The sequence below is a fragment of the Candidatus Avoscillospira sp. LCP25S3_F1 genome (assembly GCF_052117125.1).
Lineage (GTDB): Bacteria > Bacillota > Clostridia > Oscillospirales > Oscillospiraceae > Avoscillospira_A.
On the sequence record NZ_JBQKJT010000014.1, the window covers coordinates 17,369 to 37,012 of the forward strand.

17 protein-coding genes and 2 pseudogenes are annotated in these 19,644 nt (G+C 54.3%); 1 reads left to right on the top strand and 18 read right to left on the bottom strand.

Annotated features, from left to right (window positions below; genetic code table 11):
- Positions 1 to 70: 70 nt before the first annotated feature.
- The 16 genes and pseudogenes from ACTQ33_RS12660 to ACTQ33_RS12735 form a co-directional block, all read right to left on the bottom strand.
- On the bottom strand, positions 71 to 778 hold the full coding sequence (locus tag ACTQ33_RS12660; protein WP_441464966.1) for a hypothetical protein: 708 nt from the start codon (positions 776 to 778) through the stop codon (positions 71 to 73).
- Entirely contained in the window at positions 766 to 2,727 is a 1,962-nt protein-coding gene (locus ACTQ33_RS12665) for a VirB4 family type IV secretion system protein (protein WP_441464967.1), read from the bottom strand. Before ACTQ33_RS12665 ends, ACTQ33_RS12660 begins: the two co-directional genes overlap by 13 nt.
- 4 nt (positions 2,728 to 2,731) lie before the next feature.
- Positions 2,732 to 3,409, bottom strand: coding sequence for a hypothetical protein (locus ACTQ33_RS12670; RefSeq protein ID WP_441464968.1), 678 nt, complete (start codon positions 3,407 to 3,409; stop codon positions 2,732 to 2,734).
- Complete coding sequence (locus tag ACTQ33_RS12675) at positions 3,406 to 3,711, bottom strand: PrgI family mobile element protein (protein ID WP_441464969.1); 306 nt, start codon at positions 3,709 to 3,711, stop codon at positions 3,406 to 3,408. Before ACTQ33_RS12675 ends, ACTQ33_RS12670 begins: the two co-directional genes overlap by 4 nt.
- Complete coding sequence (locus ACTQ33_RS12680) at positions 3,701 to 3,973, bottom strand: hypothetical protein (protein WP_441464970.1); 273 nt, start codon at positions 3,971 to 3,973, stop codon at positions 3,701 to 3,703. Before ACTQ33_RS12680 ends, ACTQ33_RS12675 begins: the two co-directional genes overlap by 11 nt.
- Positions 3,974 to 5,305 (bottom strand): hypothetical protein, encoded by a 1,332-nt coding sequence (locus tag ACTQ33_RS12685; protein ID WP_441464971.1) that lies wholly within the window; start codon positions 5,303 to 5,305, stop codon positions 3,974 to 3,976. It abuts the gene before it with no gap.
- Entirely contained in the window at positions 5,295 to 7,517 is a 2,223-nt protein-coding gene (locus tag ACTQ33_RS12690; protein ID WP_441464972.1) for a hypothetical protein, read from the bottom strand. The genes ACTQ33_RS12685 and ACTQ33_RS12690 overlap by 11 nt, the downstream gene beginning before the upstream one ends.
- A gap of 36 nt (positions 7,518 to 7,553) precedes the next feature.
- Positions 7,554 to 7,895 carry a hypothetical protein gene (locus ACTQ33_RS12695; RefSeq protein WP_441464973.1) on the bottom strand — a complete coding sequence of 114 codons (342 nt, stop codon included), beginning with the start codon at positions 7,893 to 7,895 and terminating at the stop codon, positions 7,554 to 7,556.
- 59 nt (positions 7,896 to 7,954) lie between these two features.
- A complete protein-coding gene (locus tag ACTQ33_RS12700) occupies positions 7,955 to 13,417 on the bottom strand; it encodes a SpaA isopeptide-forming pilin-related protein (protein WP_441464974.1) in 5,463 nt (1,820 codons plus the stop codon).
- Between the two features lie 87 nt (positions 13,418 to 13,504).
- Complete coding sequence (locus ACTQ33_RS12705) at positions 13,505 to 14,677, bottom strand: S-layer homology domain-containing protein (RefSeq protein ID WP_441464975.1); 1,173 nt, start codon at positions 14,675 to 14,677, stop codon at positions 13,505 to 13,507.
- Between the two features lie 218 nt (positions 14,678 to 14,895).
- Positions 14,896 to 15,204 carry a type II toxin-antitoxin system RelE/ParE family toxin gene (locus ACTQ33_RS12710; protein WP_441464976.1) on the bottom strand — a complete coding sequence of 103 codons (309 nt, stop codon included), beginning with the start codon at positions 15,202 to 15,204 and terminating at the stop codon, positions 14,896 to 14,898.
- Positions 15,185 to 15,463 (bottom strand): type II toxin-antitoxin system Phd/YefM family antitoxin, encoded by a 279-nt coding sequence (locus ACTQ33_RS12715; protein WP_441464977.1) that lies wholly within the window; start codon positions 15,461 to 15,463, stop codon positions 15,185 to 15,187. Before ACTQ33_RS12715 ends, ACTQ33_RS12710 begins: the two co-directional genes overlap by 20 nt.
- A 100-nt stretch (positions 15,464 to 15,563) precedes the next feature.
- A complete protein-coding gene (locus tag ACTQ33_RS12720) occupies positions 15,564 to 16,298 on the bottom strand; it encodes a class D sortase (protein WP_441464978.1) in 735 nt (244 codons plus the stop codon).
- A complete protein-coding gene (locus tag ACTQ33_RS12725; protein ID WP_441464979.1) occupies positions 16,295 to 17,212 on the bottom strand; it encodes a hypothetical protein in 918 nt (305 codons plus the stop codon). Before ACTQ33_RS12725 ends, ACTQ33_RS12720 begins: the two co-directional genes overlap by 4 nt.
- 82 nt (positions 17,213 to 17,294) lie before the next feature.
- On the bottom strand, positions 17,295 to 17,714 hold the full coding sequence (locus ACTQ33_RS12730; RefSeq protein WP_441464980.1) for a hypothetical protein: 420 nt from the start codon (positions 17,712 to 17,714) through the stop codon (positions 17,295 to 17,297).
- Positions 17,715 to 17,807: 93 nt separating this feature from the next.
- Positions 17,808 to 18,155: pseudogene (locus ACTQ33_RS12735) on the bottom strand (ParB/RepB/Spo0J family partition protein); the annotation flags it as partial.
- Between ACTQ33_RS12735 and ACTQ33_RS12740 the strand changes: the two are divergent.
- Positions 18,136 to 18,930, top strand: a complete 795-nt coding sequence (locus ACTQ33_RS12740; protein ID WP_441465014.1) for a sigma-70 family RNA polymerase sigma factor — start codon at positions 18,136 to 18,138, stop codon at positions 18,928 to 18,930. The pseudogene ACTQ33_RS12735 and the gene ACTQ33_RS12740 overlap by 20 nt on opposite strands.
- A gap of 93 nt (positions 18,931 to 19,023) precedes the next feature.
- Here ACTQ33_RS12740 and ACTQ33_RS12745 read toward each other — a convergent pair.
- Positions 19,024 to 19,428 (bottom strand): annotated as a pseudogene (locus ACTQ33_RS12745) (DNA cytosine methyltransferase); the annotation flags it as partial.
- On the bottom strand, positions 19,397 to 19,591 hold the full coding sequence (locus ACTQ33_RS12750) for a hypothetical protein (protein ID WP_441464981.1): 195 nt from the start codon (positions 19,589 to 19,591) through the stop codon (positions 19,397 to 19,399). The gene ACTQ33_RS12750 and the pseudogene ACTQ33_RS12745, both read right to left, overlap by 32 nt.
- Between the last annotated feature and the right edge of the window lie 53 nt (positions 19,592 to 19,644).

Sequence of the window (19,644 nt, forward strand, 5' to 3'; positions counted from 1 at the left end):
GAAAATAGAGGGGATTCCAAGCACCCATACCCAACAGACTCTGGATTTCTGTCTGAGATGTACCATTGGCCTAAAAATGGGTGTGGTTCTGTTGGGTGTCGGCTGTCCAATGGTTGTGGTAAAAGTACGTTTCTGCACCGTGATTGAAGTATCCGATAAAGAAATCACCGCTGTCTTTGGGGTCGAGCAGAAAGATATGGCAGACATTCGCCTGACTCCGGCGGGACAGCAATGCGACCCCCAATGTGTACTGGTCATCATCGAGGATCAGCCGTCCTTTCAATGCGTTGCTGACGGTTTTCCAACCCTTGTTGTCCTGGTCGAAAATGTGACGGCCCTCCACGTCGCTGTGTTCGTCAATGACCAGCAGGGCCTGTTCCAGATGGGGGAGAACACCGCCGCTTTGTTCGTAGTCATCCAGCAGCCGCCGGATGGTGTCCGACAGCCAGGCGGGCGTCTGGTAGCGGCAGTGGGGCAGCAGGGTGTTCAGCCGAATGTGCAGCCAGCCGTGAAGCAGATCCACGGAACCGGTCACAGAGACAGCCGGCAGCTGGGACCGGGACCCGTAGTACCCCAGACCGGGCATATGGCGTTCACACAGCTGCCGCAGTTCCAGGGTGGATTGCTCAAAGAGCTCCATGGTCCGCTCCAATGACTTCTGGAATTTGGGGGCGCTGAGCGGTACACCGTCGGCCACGGCCATAAGGCCGCCGGTCTGGACCAGGGCGTCTCCCACCAGCATCTGCACCCGTGTCATGTCCTGTTTCAACTGTCGCATGGAGCGTCTCCTTTCCGTCTGGCCCGCAGATCCGTGGGCGAGGTGGTGATGGCGTTGTATTCCCGGGTCGTAGCGTGAAAAGCGATGGGGACGTGGTTATAGCCGATGCACAGCAGTCCTTCACCCCGGCGGAACCGGGTGATCTGCCGCACCTCGTCCTCGGAAAGGTTGAGGACGCCCTGGATCAGTCGGGCTTCCTGTTCCTCCATCTGCATGATGAGCTTGATGCGGCTGGAATCAAGGATACCTTTGCCGTACTTGCCGCCCTCCAGGCCGAACAGGTCCTGCATGCCCTGGGTGGAGGTGACGGCGATGCCGCCCAGGCCGCGGATGGTTTTGACCATCTCCAGCACAAACCCGGCGGCCAGGGGATTGGAGCTGGCGCCCACCAGGCTCCACAGCTCGTCGGCAATGAGGGCCGACAGGTCGGTGCCGGAGCCCAGGATCAGATCATTGGCCACATCGGTGGCCCAGAAAATGCCGGGGAGCATGAGATCGTCGGGCATGCCGGAGGTGTCCAGCACAATGTACTTGTTGTCCAGGTCGATGTCATTCCGCTGTCCCATGGCAGAGGCGGAACCGGTGACATACCGGGCCAGGACCACCGCCAGGTGCTTGGTGTCGGGGTTTTGCAGCAGTACATCGTACCAGTCGGCCAGAATGGGCATGGTGCGGAAAGCGCCCGTTTCATCCACCACAGACTCATTGGAAAACGTGATGCCGTACCGGCGGTAGCACTCCACCAGAGAGGAATCGAGGTGGTTTTTATCGGCGTCGCTCAAGTCCCGTTTCTGCAGGGAGTACCAGATGATCAGGCGGGAGATCTTATCGGCCAGCACCGAGTCATCACGGACGGCCAGATCCCGCAGTCCCGCATAGGTGTCCAGGGACTTCCGGCGGATGGCCATAATGTTGGGGCAGTCCCGGGAGGAGGGGGACAGCCGCAGATAGCGGCCGCCCAGCTGCTCACACAGGGGACGGAATTCGTGGCCCTTTTTGGGAACGATGAAAATGACCCGCTTGCCCTGCTGCCGGAGACGGCCGCCGAGACACTGAAGGGCAAAGGTTTTGCCGGCGCCGGAGGAGCCGCCGATCCAGCAGTTGCCGTTGGTGTACTTGTAGTCGTCGTAGAAATCCAGGAATACCGGAGAGCGGTTATAGAGATTCAGTCCCAGAAAGATGCCGTTGCGGTCGCTGAGCTCATAGGACGCGAAGGGAAAGGCGGCGGCAATGCTGCTGGTGAGGGCGTTGCGCCGGGCCTTGCGCTCCAGGTCGGCATCCAGGTCCAGGAGGGGCAGAGCGCTGAGAAAGGCCTGCTCGTTTTTGTAATCGCAGCGGCGGGCGATCATATCCACAGACACACACAGCTTCTCCACAGCGGTAACGCGCTGCTCCAGCAGAGCCGCGTCGGGAGCGGTCACTTCCAGGAGGGTATACATATAATAAAAGTCCTCTCCCTGCCGATTCATCACATCCTTGAGATAGAGGCCCGAATGGATGGCGCTATCCAGTTCCTCGTAGTCTTGCCGGGTATCGCCCACATCCCGCAGGCGGCTGCGGTTGACCATGGTGGTCTGGGAGATCTTGGCCAGAATCTTTTCCCGCGGCTGCCGCCTGCAGTGGAAAATCAGACTGATGCCCTCACCAGCCTCCACCAGAGGAGCCAGCCAGCAGGAGCCCACGGTGGTGGAATAGCCGTAGCCGGTGACGTAGAGATAGGCGTGGAGCACGCCGTCCACCACCACATAGTCACGGCTTTTCGTATCCACCGTGGTGGGGGAGAGAATGTCGAGAATGGTGGTGGAGCCGGTTTCCAGCTCCGAGAGATCCGGTTTTTCTTCGCCGAACAGCAACTGCTTGAACAGGGGCTGCTTCGGTTCCTTGGGGGTTGGCTTCTTCTTGGCCGCGGGCTTTTTGGCGGCAGCCCTGGCCGGTCGTTTTTTCTGCATGACGTCACTCCTCATAGATTCCATGAACCGCCGTGGTCATGTCAAACACGCCTTCGGGCAGCTTGACACGATGGCCGGTCTCTTTGTTGATGATCTCGTACAGCAGCTTCAGGGTGAAGTCGTCGGCGTACCGGGGCTCCAGCACCTCCAGTTCACACAGATCCAGATAGCGCCGGGCTGTGTCGGCCTCCTCGTTGAGCCGCACAATGATATCCCGGACGGTATTCTTCCGGGCCTTCATATGGGCCTCGTAGGCAAAGGAAATAAAAAACCGGTGGCGGATGGCATCATTGGCGATGCCGAGACCGATTTCCTGGATGTTGTCCTCGATCATCTGACGGCAGTAGTCGTTTTCCTCTTTCTCTGCGTATTGGCGCATGCGCTCCACATAGTCGGAGGTGTCCGCCGGCAGCGTCCGTACCTCGATTTTCATGCTGTCCGGTGCGATCTTGAGATAGGCGGCGAAGGCAGAAATGATATTCTGCCGGTCGGCAGGGGATTTCAGATAGATATTCACCGGCAGCACTTCCAGGATCTTTACAAAACGATTGTCCTTGGTGATGACCACACCGCCCAGAATGTTCTTGATTGGCAGCCAGGCCTGGATGCTGTCCCGATACTGGGAACCGCCGCGGCCTAAATCCCGCACGCTGCCGCCCAGGATCAGTTCTTTCAGCTTCATTTTTTCACCTCCCCTCGATAGGTAATCCGCCGCCGGTGGCGGCGCCATTTCCACCAGATAGCCAGAAAACGGGTCAGACTGTCGTCGCTGATGCCGATGAGTCCAAAGCCGCCCAGGGGGACGATGAGAAACAGGGTCACCACCACCTTGGGTGTCAGAGACAGGGGCAGAAAGGCCAGACAGAGGTAGAGGACCGGCAGAGTCAGAAGAACGGCTTCCACCAGATTGCGGATAGCAAAGACGCCCATGACCCGCCCGGCGTCGGTGAAATTGGTTGGGATGTAGTAGATTTCATGGTGCATCGCTCGGCACCTCCACAGGCTCCAGCAGGCGGCCCGCATATTGGCGGTATGTTTCCTCCAGCTGTGCGATTTCGCTTTTGTGGTACTGAATCCAGCGGCCCAGCGCTTTTGTGACCAGCGCTTCATGGCGGCGGCTGTGACGGATAGCCTGCAGCTCCAGACGGCTCAAATGCTGGACGGAAAAACCGGTATACCGGGCAATGGCGGGCAGGGGAATGTGATATTGCGTCCGAATCAGACGCAGTCGTGTGACAGTGACCATTTACTCCACCTCCAAATAGTTGATAAAGGGAATTTTGCACCAGCCGGACCAGCCGCGGCCGTCCACCTGAGTTTTGACGACACCGTAGGTGGTGCCCATGGCCTCCACGGCGTAGCCGTTACCGATGTAAACACCGATGTGTCCCGGTTTCCACAGGGCCAGGCCCACCACCTCCGGCATGGTGGACATGTTGCCGTAGTCGGTACAGTATTGCTGGGCGCAACGGTACATCTGATCGGCGCCATAGTCGGGCATACCGTTGGTGCCGTACTGGATGGTTCCGGCGGCAGGGTCCAGCCAGCCGTAGCCCTTGATGAGGCCCACACAGTCCGTGGTGCGTCCTCCCACCCAGTTGTCCCGGATGAAATCGGCATAGCCGCCGACACCGTCGGGGTACTGTTCCAGCTTGTACTGGAACAGAGAGGGCGTCAGCACCTGGCCGAAGGTCCCCCAGACGTAGCCCCAGTTGTTTTCCCAGGCCTGGATGGCGTAGGCGGCCAGATCCAGATTGTTCTTGGTGGATGGGTCCACAAAGCCGGAAACGTCGATGGTGGTTCCGTAACTGCCGCCGTGTTCCAGACCGCCGGTGTAAGAACCATCACCGTCGTAGTCTGGTTCAAAGGGGCCAAACTGGGATTCATACCACGCCAGCGCATCGCTTTCTTTCAGAGTTTCAAACAGTGCGGCGGCCCAGGTTCGCTCTTCCTCGTCAAAGTCCAGTTCCTCCATGACAGCCTCGGGGTCATACGGGTCAAAGCGCACGGTCAGAATATTCTGAAAAACACCTCCAGCCGTTTCCAGCACCTCCAGGGTAGGGGTGTAGGTCAGCCGGGAAATGGACAAATTCTGAATGTCCGCAAGGTCCATGGTGGCCAGATCCTGCTGATGAGACACGGAGTTAATGGCGATCATCCAGAGCAGGTCCTCTTCCTGGAAGCTGTGAAAGATATTGACTTTGTCGATGATGGTGCCGGCGGTTTCGTAGTAATCCATAAGAGTTGTGACAATGGCATCGATTTTCGTGTCCTCCAGGATGTCCAGGCTCAGATAGGCATCGCCCACAGCCAGGGCTTTTTCGGTCATCTGCAGAATCCAGGGGTCTCGGAGACTGCCATAACCGAAAAACAGATTGGGAATGGCGGTGAAAATGACCATGGGAAGCGTCAGGACAATTACAAGGAGTACCATCAGAATCTTGCCAAGACGGGGGGCGGCTTCCACAGCGGCTGCTACCGCTGCACCTTTGATGCCGCCCACGATGGCGCCGCGGGCCACACGGGCCAGGCTCATCAACCGCTCTCCCATACTGCGGCCAAAATGATTATCTCCCATGGCGCTCACCTCCTGGAGCACGGTTCGGCTTGCTGGATGTTTGGCGAGTGGGCTGTTTGGCAGGCTGTTCCTTCCAGGGCTTCGCGGTATCAGGGACTACTGCCGGCCGAGGGGGACGATTCTGGGCCGTTGGCGGTTGCCGGAACGTATCACCAGCCGGTTTGCCACTGCGACTTGCGAATGAGGGTTTGACAGGTGACTGCGGAGAACTCTGCGGCGAAGCAGCGCGGGACGGTCGTTCCTGCCGAGCCGTTTGTCGGGTTGAGGCTCTGGGAGCTTGTCCTGCGACAGGAGGTGCTGTTGTGTGGCTGACAGCAGGGCCAGATGGCTGTGCCTGTGCCGGTTCGACGGTGGAGAGGACACTGCGGTGGTCTGCTTTGGGATCGGCCTGGGTGCGGCGGCTGGGCGGCGGAGCCATACCGGGGACAGAAGCCATGGATGGGGTGGCAGCACCGGGTTCCTGCGGAGATGCGGCGCTGTGTTCTGTGTGGTGATGGGTAAACCGTGTTTCCTGAGCGGGGCTGGCCGAGGTATGTGGTGAAACCGGCGTGTTAACACGACCGGAAACAGCAGACCCAGCAGGCGGTGCGGCAAATACGGCAGAGGATGGAGAGGATGCGGTACCGGCTCCATGGATTGCAGTTGTCATGCTGCTGACCTGTTCCCGATGAGCAGCAGTGTGGGAGGCCGTGTATCGATTGGATCGGGTCTCCCTGGAATTCCCTGGGGTGGGAGGGCTGACGGGATGACCGGGCGCAAAAGCGGCAGAGGACGGCGCAGCTGTGGAACTGCCCTGGGGCGGCTGTACCACCGGTCCGTTGGAAACCACATCCCCGTGCTGCACGACGGATGCCGGCGTTCTTGCCGCACCAGCAGAATGAGGAGACGGCACATGACTGGGAGAACGGCGGACACCGGGCGGCACGGCACTGTTTCTGCTGGGCGTGGTTTGGAAGGGGGCAGCGACCCCACCTCCAGCTGTCGGGGTGGTACGATTTGTTTGGGTATGGCTGGTTTGAGACTGACTTGCGGCTTGTGCGTTGGCGCACATACTCTGATTGCTTTGTTGTGTGGCGGTCGTATACGCTTGGGTATTGGCCTGGGTACGATTGCTGGTCTGCTGCGTAGCTGCCGCATAGGTCTGTGTGCTGGCCTGAGTGGTTTGACCGGACTGCTGGGCCGAGGCGGAATGTACCTGCGACTGGGTTTGACTGGCAGAGGTATGGCTGTTGAGGACAGCTCCGGAACTGCCGCCGCTGGGGCCGTTGTCCCGGGGTGGTACCGGACAGCCGCCTGGAGCAGTGCCGCCGCTGCGGCCGGGACCTTGACCAGCTACAGAACTGGCTGCTGCCTTGGTCACATGGGACGACACGTTTCGCAGAACCATATATGTCAGTGCACCGGGGAACCCACGGCCCAGAGAATCGCCGGTGATGGCAGGATTCAGCCCGATGCGGGTAATAATGGCGTCGGACTTTTTCGCTACCTTAACAATGGAGAGGATGAGCACCATCCAGGGCAGCACACTGAGACCGCTGGGTGCAGCAGCCAGGACCGACAGCAGCAGGTTCAGAAAGATCACATGGGACACCATGAGGAAACACATGGAACCGTACATCCGGCACCAGCCTTGGAAAATATCTGCTGTGCTTCTGCTGCCGCCGACGCCAAAGGCCAAGGGGGCGCAGATGGTCAGCATGGCTAGAATCAGATATCGTTCCGCCAGTTCCAGGATCAGCTTAAAGGACTGGACGATGACGATAATGCCGCAGAGGATCACCAGGAGCCACGCGGCATCCAGACCGTCAAAGGCCGACTCCGACAACAGGGAGATTTCTGCTACATCCGGCGTATCCAACAGTTCCATGACCGTGGAGGTCAGGTCCAGGCAGATCTGACAGATCTGGGGACTGGCCAGCAGCAGAAAGGAAAAGACGAAGGTACGGGTGAACAGCAGCTTGGGGTCTTCGCCCTCAAAGCCGATGCCGGTCATCATGGTTCTGGCAGCCTGAAATACCAGATTGCCCAGCAGCAGCGCCCATCCTGCCGCCAGCAGAATTTGCCGGATGACGGAAAGAATGGGAATCTGCTCCTGTAAGTAGGCAAAGTCCATGCTCATAATGTCCAGCAGGGAGGAGGAAAAATGCTCCCAGCACTCCAGGATCAGACCGTAGAGCCATTCGGCAAAGCCCTGGAAGATCAATTCAAGCAATGGGTGGCCTCCTTTCCACCGGAATGGCTGATGCGGTCACGGGGTAAGGGTGGCCAGACCATCAAACAGGGGAACGACATAGGCGATAAAAGCGCCAATGCCGTTGATGATGGCCCAGGCGATCCAGATGCGTTTGAGCCAGTCCCAGGCCTGGTCGACCTTGTGCTGGTTGTTGGACAGTTTGGCGCCCACCACGGCCACCGCCGACATCAGACCTGCCAGTACGGTGCTGATACCGGCAATTTTGCCGTAAACGTCTACAATGATGGTGTTGGCCACCGTCCACATATCTTCGGCGGCTGCGGCCGGAACAACTGCCAGGGAGAGAAGCAGCGTCAGTGCCAGCAGGATGCGATAGGAACGAAATAATTTATTCAAGTAAAGACCTCCTCTATAAAAACAGGGTAACGGTGGACCCGTTACCCTGTTTGGTTGTGTCAATAGCCGGTTTGCGGCAGTGTCGGTTTGGGGGTGGAACTCAGATTGCGGACAATGGTCACCCAGGCGGTGTTGCCGGTCTCCCAGGTGCCAAGGTACTGTCCGCCGGCGTCGGCCCGGTTGGTGACATAATAGCCGTTGGTAGCCTGGGGGCTGACAGAGACGATAAGCATGGGTTTAGACATAGACTGGAATCCAGCGGGTACTGTGCCAAAGTCAAAATACACATCAGTGACCACTTCACCCTGCATCAAGGGCAGAGCGTTGAGGGAGAAGCTGTAGGTGTTGGTTGTCAGCAGATTGCTGGCCAGAACCCGATAGCCGTTATAATTGGTTTTGTACAGCACCTGGTATGTCAATCGCTGATTGTAGGTTCCGGTGATGAGGGTAGAGGCGCTGGTAATATCGTAGGGAAGCTTATCATGCCAGAAAAAATTGCTCAGCGCCACGTTGGAGCCGTTGGCCACGGTAAACTGGTACGTTATCTTACTGCCGGCCAGCACTTCCTTTGGCCCTGTTTTCACGATGGTCACATCCAGTTCTGCCGGGTCATTGTAGGCTGCCAGCTTGAGGATCTGACCGGCGTATTCCAGCGTCACATCAAACGTCTGATCGGACAGCTGGTAGTATGCCGGAGCCGTTACCTCCCGAACCAGATAGCGACCCAGGGGCAGGGGATCCGAGGCCGCCACGCCGCGGGCGTCCGTGGTGATATAGTCCACAACAGCGCCGCTGCGTTCCTGCACGATCTCAAAGACCGCCCCGGACAGCGTTGTGCCGGCTGCTTCCCCCGTGACCGGGTTGGCGCTGCCGGCATATTTTGTGATCTGGATTTGTCCCGTAATGGGTGTGTTTTCCCACTCAACCAGGGTCGTTTCACCAGACTTTACATTGACGGTCTTGCGCTGAGTATCGAGAATGTAACCCTCGTTCTCCAGCTCCCGCAGATAGTAGCGGCCCGATTCCAGATTCTCGATGTAGACATATCCCTGGTCATCGCTGGTGTACTGTCCAATGGGGTTATTGCCCTCGTCATACAGCAGGAACGTCACCCCGTAGATTCCCTTGCCGGTGGTACTGTCGGTCTTATGGATGATAATGCCCGACATGGCCGTATTGGTAATGGTCAGCTTACTGGTTTTGCCGTTCTTTACCTCAAAGTAATGGGGCGTATTGTCCAGTTTATAGCCCTCCGGGGCCTCGATCTCCACGGCATAGTAGGAGCCATCCTCCAGAGACAGGAAAACACGGCCATTTTCATCGGTGGTCACAGTGTCTACCAGGGCGTCATCCATCTTGCGAATCTCAAATGTGGCGTTACCCAAACGTTCCGTTTTATCCGCTGCATCCACCTTGATGATCTCCACGCCGCCCACCGGGTCGTTGTAGAACGTGAGGGTCTGCGTATCATTGGGGTTCACAACGACCGTCTGCGTGCGGGTTTCTTCATGGATGGTGTAGCCCTCAATGGTTTTGGTTTCGGTCACGACGATGGTGCCGGTCAGACCAGACAGAATAATTTGGCCATTCGTGTCTGTCCGGTATAGGCCCTTGCTGGACAGGGTGCCGCCTTCGGCATCCACATAGGAGCCGTCCGAGTACGTCAGCTCAAACTCGACGCCTTCCAACGGGGCCTTGGTGACGGAATCCAGCTTATTGATAATAAGATTGCCCTTGGGTTGGTTGCGGAACTCCAATGTCACCGTTTTGCCGGATTTGATTTTGACAGTCTGAGGCGTGTTATCCAGCAAATAGCCGTCCCTGGCCCTGGTTTCCTTGACTACCAGTGTCGTGCCAGGGTCGATATCCTCAATAAGAATCGTACCGGCGCTGTCGGTGACAAACTTGCCGTTGGCATCGCCCACCACGGTGCCGTCGCTGGTGGTGACCATGAACTCCACATCACTGAGCGGTTCACGGGTCTCACTGTCAATTTTTTTGATTAAAAGACTACCATTGGGAGAGTTGCCGAAATAGAGCTGCACTACATCCTGCTCCTTGCCGGAGATAAAAACGGTCTGGGGTGCGGTATCGATGACATGACCATCGGGCGCGGCGATTTCCTCCACGACGTAGGTGCCAGCCTCCAGGCCGGTGACGGTAAAGCTGCCGTTGGCGCTGGTCTTATAGGTACCGATGACGGTGCCGCCGCTGCCGGACGTACCGCCCAGGTACTTGACCTGGAATACCGCGCCCTCCAGGGCCTCGCCGGTCTTGGAATCAAACTTCCAGACAATCAACGCAGACAGGGGCGTATTTTCGAAAATTAATTCCACCGCTTTATCATTGTCTACATAAATGATCTGCTCAGAGGGATCGCGGAGCGCGTAGCCCGTGGGCGGCTCGACTTCCACCACCTTGTACCAACCGGTATCCAGCTTGTCCAGGAAGATTTCGCCGTTCTCGTCGGTGTAGTAGTAGTTCTGGTCCAGCTTTTGGAATGTGCCGTCCTCGGTATTGTCCTTGGACACCCAAAGCTCAAACTTTGCGCCTTTCAGGGGATTGCCGGTAACAGAATCAATCTTGCGGATGGTCAGTCCCGGCTTTTTCTCGTTCTCAATGGTGATCTCCGTCACCTTGCCGGGCCGCAGATAGACCTCATGGGGCGTGGAATCGAGAATGTAGCCGTCCGGGGCTTGAATTTCTGTGACGATGTAATAGCCCTCGTCCAGATGGACGTTTTCAATGGTGATGGAGCCATCCGGGCCGACGGGGAAATCACCGATTTTTACGCCTGCCTTGGTCTTGACCTCAAAGATGGCTCCCGTCAGAGCGTTGCCATTGATGTCTACTTTGTGGATGGTAAGCGTAGGCCGCTTGTAGTTCTGGAACTGCACGGTGGCGTCCCGGTTCGGCTCCAGGGTGATTTGCTGGGGCGTGGTGTCCAGAATGTAGCCCTCCGGGACACTCTGCTCCGTGACGGTGTAAACACCGGGCAGCAGGTTCTCGATGGTCACAGTGCCATCCTCGCCGGTGGGTTCCGTGGTAATGGTGGGGCCGTCAGCATATTGCAGCTTGAACGTAACGCCAGCCAGCGGTTCGCCGGTGTCCTTGTCGGTTTTGCGGATGGTCAGATTGGGCCGCTTGTCGTTCTGGATGGTGATGGTGCTGGTTTTACCAGGGAACAGTTCCACTCTGTATTCGGTTTCATCCAGGATGTGATCGGCAACAGTGGCCGTCTCCTTAACCAGGTAGACACCCGGCTCCAGGTCGGAAATGAGGATTTCGCCCTGCTCGTTGGTCGTGCGATCCAAGTAGTGGGAACCATCCTCAATTTTGGAGATACGGAATGTTACACCGCCCAGGGGGGTGCCGTCAGCGCTGAACTTGACAAGGTGAAGACTGGGCTTGATGGAGTTGGTAAACACGAACTCGCCGGTCTCATCCGGCTCCAACTGGATAATCCGCTGGGCCTCGTCAATGACGTAGCCAGGGCAGGACTTTTCCGTCACCACATACGCGCCGGGGTCCAGTTTACTGAGGTCGATTTCGCCGTTCTCGTCGGTGGTGAACTCCTGGGGGCCGAAGCTGCCGTCTACGGATTTGATTTCAAACACAGCGTTGGGAATGACTTTGGACGGATTGGCCGCATCCACCTTGACGAGCCGCAGACCGGGCTTTTTGCTGTTGAAGAACACCAGCTCCAGAATGCCGCTGCCTGCTTCCAACTCGATCTCCTGGGGCATGGCCTCGACGATGTGTTCATCATCGCCGGTGTGCCGCTCCTCCACGCGGTAGGTTCCAGGCTCCAGATTGGGCAGCAGGATTTCACCCAACTGGTTGGTTTTATAGGTGCCGATGGACTGGTTGTCCTTGAAAACTTCAAAGGTCACATTGGGCATGACTTCCATGGTCTGCCGGTCGTATTTGAGAATCCGCAGACCGGGCAGTTCCTTGTTTTTGAGGGTGGCCGTGACCGTCTCGCCGGTGGCTACAGATACCGTTACCACGGTTTCCGTGTCAGGCAGCCAGCCTTCGATACCGGAGGTTTCGCGTACCTCGTAAGCACCGGGCTTCAGGTCGGTAAAGACGGCTGCGCCGCCTGCCTCGGTTTTCTGAGTGTAGGTGGTGCCGGTTTCGATGTGCTTGATCTGGATGGTGACGCCCTCCAGCCGGTCGCCGGTGTCGGAAAGCTTTTCGACGCGCAGACTGCCATAAGGGGCATTTTCAAAAGTGACTGTGGCCACCTTGCCATAAACGACGGTGACGGTCTGGCTGGGGTTCTTGGAAAGGGTATGATTTTTGGGCGGTACAACCTCGGTAACGGTATAAGTACCCGAAACCGTAAGCGGTACGAGAATTGTACCCTGGGCGTCTGTAGAATACTGGCCGATAACATCGCCGTTCGGGCCTTTTACTTCAAAAACCGCACCCTCCAGTGGAGTCTGTGTACCCTCTTGAATCTTAATGATTTTTAGGCCGGTATCTGGGTCATCCGGGATTTCGCTGGTACCGTATTTGCTGATTGCAGAGGTATTTACTTTGATGGTGGGGTCTGTATCGCACAGATAGTTCTGAATTTCGCCATATTGATCTGTTTCTGCATAGGATGCATAGAAGACACCGTACTGATAGACTTCAGCTTTCAAGTTGATTTGCGCAGTACCACTCTGGCCCTCTACGGCATCTGCGGGATATAGCACCTTGAATTTGCCGGAAATATTCATACCGGAACCATCCATGGTAACCTGGGTGATATCTTGATTCTCCATATTGACGATACGGGTTCCGGACGGTACACTACCGGGATCAGCAAAAGCGACATCAGCAATTCGCCCGTTGACAAACGTAGGAGAGGTTACAGTAAAAATCTGCTGCTTGTACGATTTGCCGTCAATGGTTACCGGATAGGCCAGTTCTTTGTCTACTGCGGTTGTCAGCGTAGCGGATGGCACCTCTGTCCAGTACATACCGTACTGGTGGATTTTTTTGGCCGCAGCTAACACGCGTTCGGCCTGTGTCCGCTGCTCGCCGCTGAGACTGGGATTGATGGAGACCTGTGTGATGCTCCATTTGGGAATAATATGGCACCACAAAGCAATTTTGGTGGCATAATAACCCTCTATTTTACTTTGTAGTCCCAACTCGCCCAGGCTTTTAGTGGGATAGCCGTTTGATACGATTCCCATAATTTTGGGGTCCGAAGCTCGTTCACCGATAATGTAGTCGATACTCTCACCAGGTCCGACCTTTTGCGGTACACCATCTGTAGTCGGATTGATGCAGTAGGTTGGAATTTCTTTCGTTTGACCGGTTACTTCAGAGCGGTATAAGTAGTAGACATAATTCAACGTCTGAACACGACCGCTGACAGCCAGACAGGATAGGGATTCTCCGCTGTTGTAGATTTGAATATCTTTCAGCGCCCCTTCCTCCGAATCGGCGGCTTGAACATAAATAGCCGTCATGCTGAACAGCATGGCGACCGTCAAGAGCAGCGCTATAAATCGTTTGAAATACATTTGAATGCCTCCTTTTACACTAAAAAAGGGAAGTATACTAAAAGCATACTTCCCTTAGACTAATGGAGTTGTGGAGCATTTGTTGTCCTAGCTAAAAATGTCAAGATTGACTTGATATTCTGTACGAAGGTACACTCCATCAGAAAAAACATCCCAAACTTGAACTTGGAATAGCCCAGTTGGACAACTATTAAAATAATTCAGCAATTGCTCCGGCTTCCAAGGCCAGAAATTAGAATGGTCTTCTCCAGGAATTGTTAACTGCACACGCGCAAGTGGAGAACCGTCGCTCCGAAGTACCAGCTTGCCATTTTGCCATGTCTGCGGATTGGCTCCAATGGCATTATAAAGGGTGTACTGCATCCGGCGGGTTTCATACAGGTTCCGAATGAAGATATCGTCACCGTATTCATCCTTAAAATGCCTTACCTCGGCTTCGGGTAGCTCCAGCTCTGGGAATTGGCTCCAGTCGCAGGTAGGGGTGGGCAGCGGCGGTAGCTGACCTTCAGCAAACATGGAATTGCCATAAAGACGGGTATCCGTGATGGTGTAGTTCGTGCCATCGTCGCAGCGGATCACATCACCAGCCTGCGGGATATACTGAGAACCGTCGGACGGGACATTGATAGAGCCGTCGGCATTTTTAGTCAACGGGGAACGCCCATCGTTTTCTGGCATTTCTACATCTACGTCGCCCATGAAGCCCAGTTTCTCCGCAGTGCGATACAGCAGGATAGACAGATTGCCGCGGGAAATGTACTGCTCCTGCAAAGCCTCTCTGGGGGCGATACCGTACTGGACGGCAGCATCCAGTGCAGTTTCATAAGACCATTCAAACGGGACAAGATTGCCACAGCACCGTAGCAGAACCGTACAGGCAGCGGCAGGTGTTACCATCCCATCCGGGTCATAGCGTCCGTCGCCGTATCCGTTCACATAGTACATGGAAGCGCAGTAGCCAACATACACTCTGGCCCAGTCTGGAACGTCCGTAAACTTGCACTGGTTGGAATAGTACGTCTTGTCGGCCATGAGATGTTCTTGGTTAACAGTCAACCGGGAAGCAATTACAGCCAGCTCCGCACGGGTCAGGGGCTTCTCCAGCTGCAAATCGCCAGAAGCATTACCCTGCAGGATTCCCTCTGCCTGCAAAAACCGGCTGGCGGTGGCAATCTCGCTGTCCAGGGACCCAGCCAGTGCTGGAAGCGACAGGGTGAATGCCAGCAGAATAGACAGCAGCAGAGTTACCATACGTTTCATTGTGGAGTCCTCCTTATTGTCGTTAGGGCAGTTCTGAATACCTCCAGCATACTAGAAAATGGAATCCCTGTCAAAGGTTTATTTGAAATGCTTTCGCCGGTAAAACATCCAGGATGCAACGATCAAAAGTTTCTGCGTATGTCACCTCCTTAGCCAGTACGTTAGCATAGAAAAGGAGTATGCCGATGCATACTCCTAACAATGTTTTGATTTTTTGATCAGTACAACAATTTGGAATAATCCGTAATGCCATTGACAATGCGGTACAGATAAACAGTAGACTCCATAACCCGATAGACAGCAACGTATTTGCGACATACCAGTTTGCGATATTCCATCCTGGCCAGCACCGGGTCCGGATGCAGAGCGCCCATATAGGGGAAACGAGATAAGCCATCAATGGCATCCAGAATCTCATCCGTGATCCGCTCAGCAGATTCCGCCCCAACCAACTGCAGATGAAGGTCAGCGATCTTATTCAGATCCTGCCAGGCCGAGGGGAGAAATTCAATCCGAAACTCTGGCATGGCGATATTTCTCCTTCAGCATGGCGCGGGCATCCTCCAGAGAATGGGTGGGGGCATCGCTCAGCCGTTCAAACTCTGCTTCCAGGATGCTTGCCCGATGGGCCAGCATTTTTTCCCGTTCTTCATACGCTTCCGTACTCATGACCACGAGGTCTGCCTCGCCTTTGTTGGTGATATAGATCGGCTCCCCGGATACCTTGGCCAGCTGGGAAATCTGCGGATACTCATTCCGAAGTACTGTAGACGGTTTGATCTGCATAGAATCGCCTCCTGCCATATTTCTAGTTTTATTCTATCAGAAATATGATATTCCTGCAATCCTGTGGAAACGAAGAAAATGATAATAAATTTTTACTTGTTTATTTCACCTCCTGGGCTTGCACGCAAATCCGCACGTCAGGGCGGTTTGCCAGGCAGGTGGTCAGCGTGATGCGGTTGTCGGCTGTGGGCTGCAGGTAGGACCAGTCATTATTAGCAATGGTGCCCACAAAGGTCACCGCATAGATGCGGGTGCCGTACCGGGTGGTATAGGTGATGCGATCTCCGCTTTGCAGGTCTTTAATGGAGCCGATGACATAGGCGGCGCCACGGTTGTGACCACAGACACCTACATTGCCATCCCAACCGGAGGTGGTGGAATAATGCCCCAGGCCTTTGGCCATGCTGCTGTCGGAGGCGCTCTCCCATACCTTCATGGCGATACCCAGAGAGGGAATGGATACGGTACCGATGCTGCCGTCGGCCAAAAGCATATCCGATACGTCCGTATGCTTGGATGGAATGTAGACCGGCCCATCCGTCAGAGAAGCAGCCAGCCCCATGCCACCCATGGACAGGTCCTGCACCGTATCCATAATACCAGTACTGACATTGGAAAAACTGCCGTAGGCCAATTCCGGGATCTTCTGGTCAATCACGTTGGGGCCACCGTACTGGTACTCTGCGTCATACAGATAGGCATACCGGGTGGCGGGATAATATTGAGGACTGCTGCTCTCTGAAAAAGAATACTCCAGCGCCCGGGTAGGCAGAGGCAATGCTGCCAGTAGCGCGACGGTACATAAGGCAGCAACAATGGTTCGGTGTTGTCTCATGGTATAATTTCCTCCGTTTCTTCATCCGATTCCAGATCCATGTCCGCTGATTCGTCCAAATCCTCTTTGCGTCGGCGGGCCAGCAGCAAACCGGACGTAAAAGCCACAGCGGCCAATACCAGCCCAGCGCCGCCCAGAACCCAGTGATTTTGCCAGAACGGTTTTGCTGCGGTAATGCGCTCCGGTTCTTCTGTGATTTCCTGCCCAACATAGATCAGTGTATAGGTAATGCTGTCCAGTTCCTCGCAGTGGACTGTACCGGTGTACTCGGCTGTGGTCACATATCCGGTGGCCGCAGTGTAATAGCCTGTGCCGGAGTAGGTGGCTACGGCCTTATAGGTGGATGGTACCAGAACATCACCCACCAGAGCGGTGCCTTGCACTTGCCAGTCCACATTGGAAAGGGGAATGGTCACGCCGTCCTTGACTGTGGTGGCCGGAACATAGGCCATGTCATTGGTGTCCAGATTACCGATCTCTTTTGTGGCTGAAATACCATAGCTTTTGGTGGTATATCCGGCAGCTTCTGTTCGGATGGTGGTGTGATCCAGATTCAATGTGCCTTGATATTGCCCATCGTCATAGGGCAGGGAAGGAGAAAGGGCCTCCAGAACCTTGTTGAGCTCCTTGCTGGAGGTCTCCACGGTCACTACCCGACTTTGGGGCTTTTCCTCCGCAAAGAAATGTTCTGCTTTGGTGATGGAGGCAAAGGTGTAAGTGTAGCCCTCATAGTCAAAGGGGTCCTCCATCAAGGTTGCCGGGTCTACATCCGGCGCTGTGGTAAAGGTTTTGATGCACTGCTGCACGCCGTTGAGGTTTTGTACCACCAAATCTGTTGGGACTTCCATAGCCAATGCCGGCATGGTACAAAACAGGGCTGCCAAAGGCAATGCGTACAAGATAGAACGTCTCAAAAGATACCCTCCAATTCTTATGGTTTGGTTGTGGGAAAATAAAATATGCTACATGGGCATTCCTCCTTCGACAAACGGCGGCCTATCGCTGCTGGGAGGACTGTTCCTTCTGGGCGATGTGGTGCAGCGCCTGAAAGAACTCCGTCAGAAACGGTTCCAGCAGAGACTGGGTACCGGAAAGCCACCAGATGACCTCCGGCAGGGGGCGCTGCATCATGTCATACTGCATGGACAGCATCAACAGCAGGCGCTTGGGTGTTACCACCCCGGCGCGGTTGTCCAGCCGTTCCTGAAAGAGGGAACAGATCTCCAACGCCTTTTCGCCCGAACCGCAGGAATCACAGAGATGGTCAAAGAACAGACCAGCGTGTACGATGGCCAGCGCCTTCACAATGGCCAGATTGGGACTGCCGTTTTCCAGCAGCAGCCCCATGTGCTGATGTCGGACGGTAACGCCGTCATCAAAGGGGGAAAGAGTGGATAACGTAGCGGTGTTTTCCATAGAATCGTCTCCTTTGTATCGTAAAATGGGTATAACAAAGGCCCGACGCAGAAGCTGCGCCAGGCCTGAGTGTTTGGATGAATTTTTGCAAGTCTAGAATTTGTGTCCGTTTTTGCGCCAGTTTTCTAGCAACTGTAAAATGGTCTCCTGCATACGTTGGGGCGTGTACTCTTTGGGGAAATATTGCTGCAAGGAAGATGAGGAAAATGCGACTTTGCCGCAATCGCCCTTTTTATCCTCGCTAAGGATTCCTACCATGATATCCCTGGTCAAACGCCCTTCCTGGCTGAATTTTTTCAGACGTTGTGCTTGAGACAGGGAAGGGGTCGCCTGCTCTTGATCCATGGCATCCAACAGCTGAACCTGTTCTTCGGATGATAAAAAGGAAAGCTCATATGCAGGATTCAATGCCATTTGTTTGTTGTCTACCATAGATAGTAAAATAGCATTATCGACTGCTAAACAGTACAAATATGATTTCTCTGATGCAGTATCAGCAGCATTCACAGGACTACTAATTGCAGTAGATCGCTTTGATCCAAATGGATTTTCAACGTTCCAATCTTATGCGTCGTCGTGGATTTATCAAAATATTATGAGAGATTGTGTGCCTACGTGGATGGAGTATTATTTTCCTGTTCACTACAGAGATAAAATCTACGCAGTTTTAGATAAGTGCATGAAGTTCTGTGGCGAAATTCCAGAGCAGAAAGTATCACAGACATTCCTTTTAGATGCGGCAGATGAAATGGACGTCACAAAGGAGCAGGTGTTAGAGTATCTGAATGCTGCAAGGCTGCAAATGCACGGAAAATTTGAGCTTGATGCAGATATGCCAGTGGATGTGATAAAATGCAAAAGAAACATCAGGAATTTTGACGCATTAGAAACATACGAAACGGACGAAGATGTTTTTTGTTTAGCAGAAGTGTTGGTGGAACCAGAGACTATTTGTGGAGGAAGTCAAGATCCATTAGAATGTGCTTGTGAGGCAGACCTAAAGGCGCAAGTCGCAAAAATGATTGATACTCTAAAAGAACGTGAAGCGGAAGTAATAAAATACCGATTTGGCTTCATGGATGGCAAAGAGTGGACACTTGAGGAATTGGGAGGGAAATTTGGCGTTACACGAGAAAGGATTCGCCAAATAGAAGCAAAAGCAATAAGGAAGCTTAGACACGGTAAAGCAGGAAAAATAGTCAAAGATTTCATCTGATAAGTAAATAGAGGTAAAAAGTCCACCAGTTATGATGCATTGCGCATCGTATCCAAGGTCAGAAGCCTTCTTCAAATAGCGTTCTCGTACATCTTTCCATTTACTCAGTTCGCCCAGGGCTTTTACATTCTCCATCACAAAAGCTCTTGGCTTGACTCTTTCAACGACATCCAGGAAGGTGAAAATCAGTTTGCTCCTGTCGTCATCGGGGTCCATTTTGCCTGCCACAGAAAATCCCTGGCAGGGTGGTCCTCCAAATACAAGATCAATCCCCTCGTATTTGTCGAGGGAGTCAATTACATTATTGATGTCATCATTGACCATGATGCAGTCTGGGTGATTGACTTTGTAGGTTTCAGCAGCATCGGAAACCAGCTCATTGGCAAACACGACTTTTATTCCAGCGTTCTCAAAACCGACATCCATGCCGCCAGCCCCAGAAAATAACGAAATGGCTCTTAATGGCTCACTCATCGGCTTTTTCTCCTTCTTTATCATGGTGAACCCGGAAAATCAATTCGTTTTCCTGTGCGTTCAAATAAATATCAAAACTGGTCTTGCCCTTTTCGACTCCCATATTAGAAAGGATTGCTTTCGGCATTCTTACTCGCATATCCTGCTGCAACACATAAGTGTCCAGGTAGATGCATGAATCTGTCATTGCGGCTTTCCTCCTCGCCCTTAATTCAGTCTAATTATAAACTGTTTTCAGTC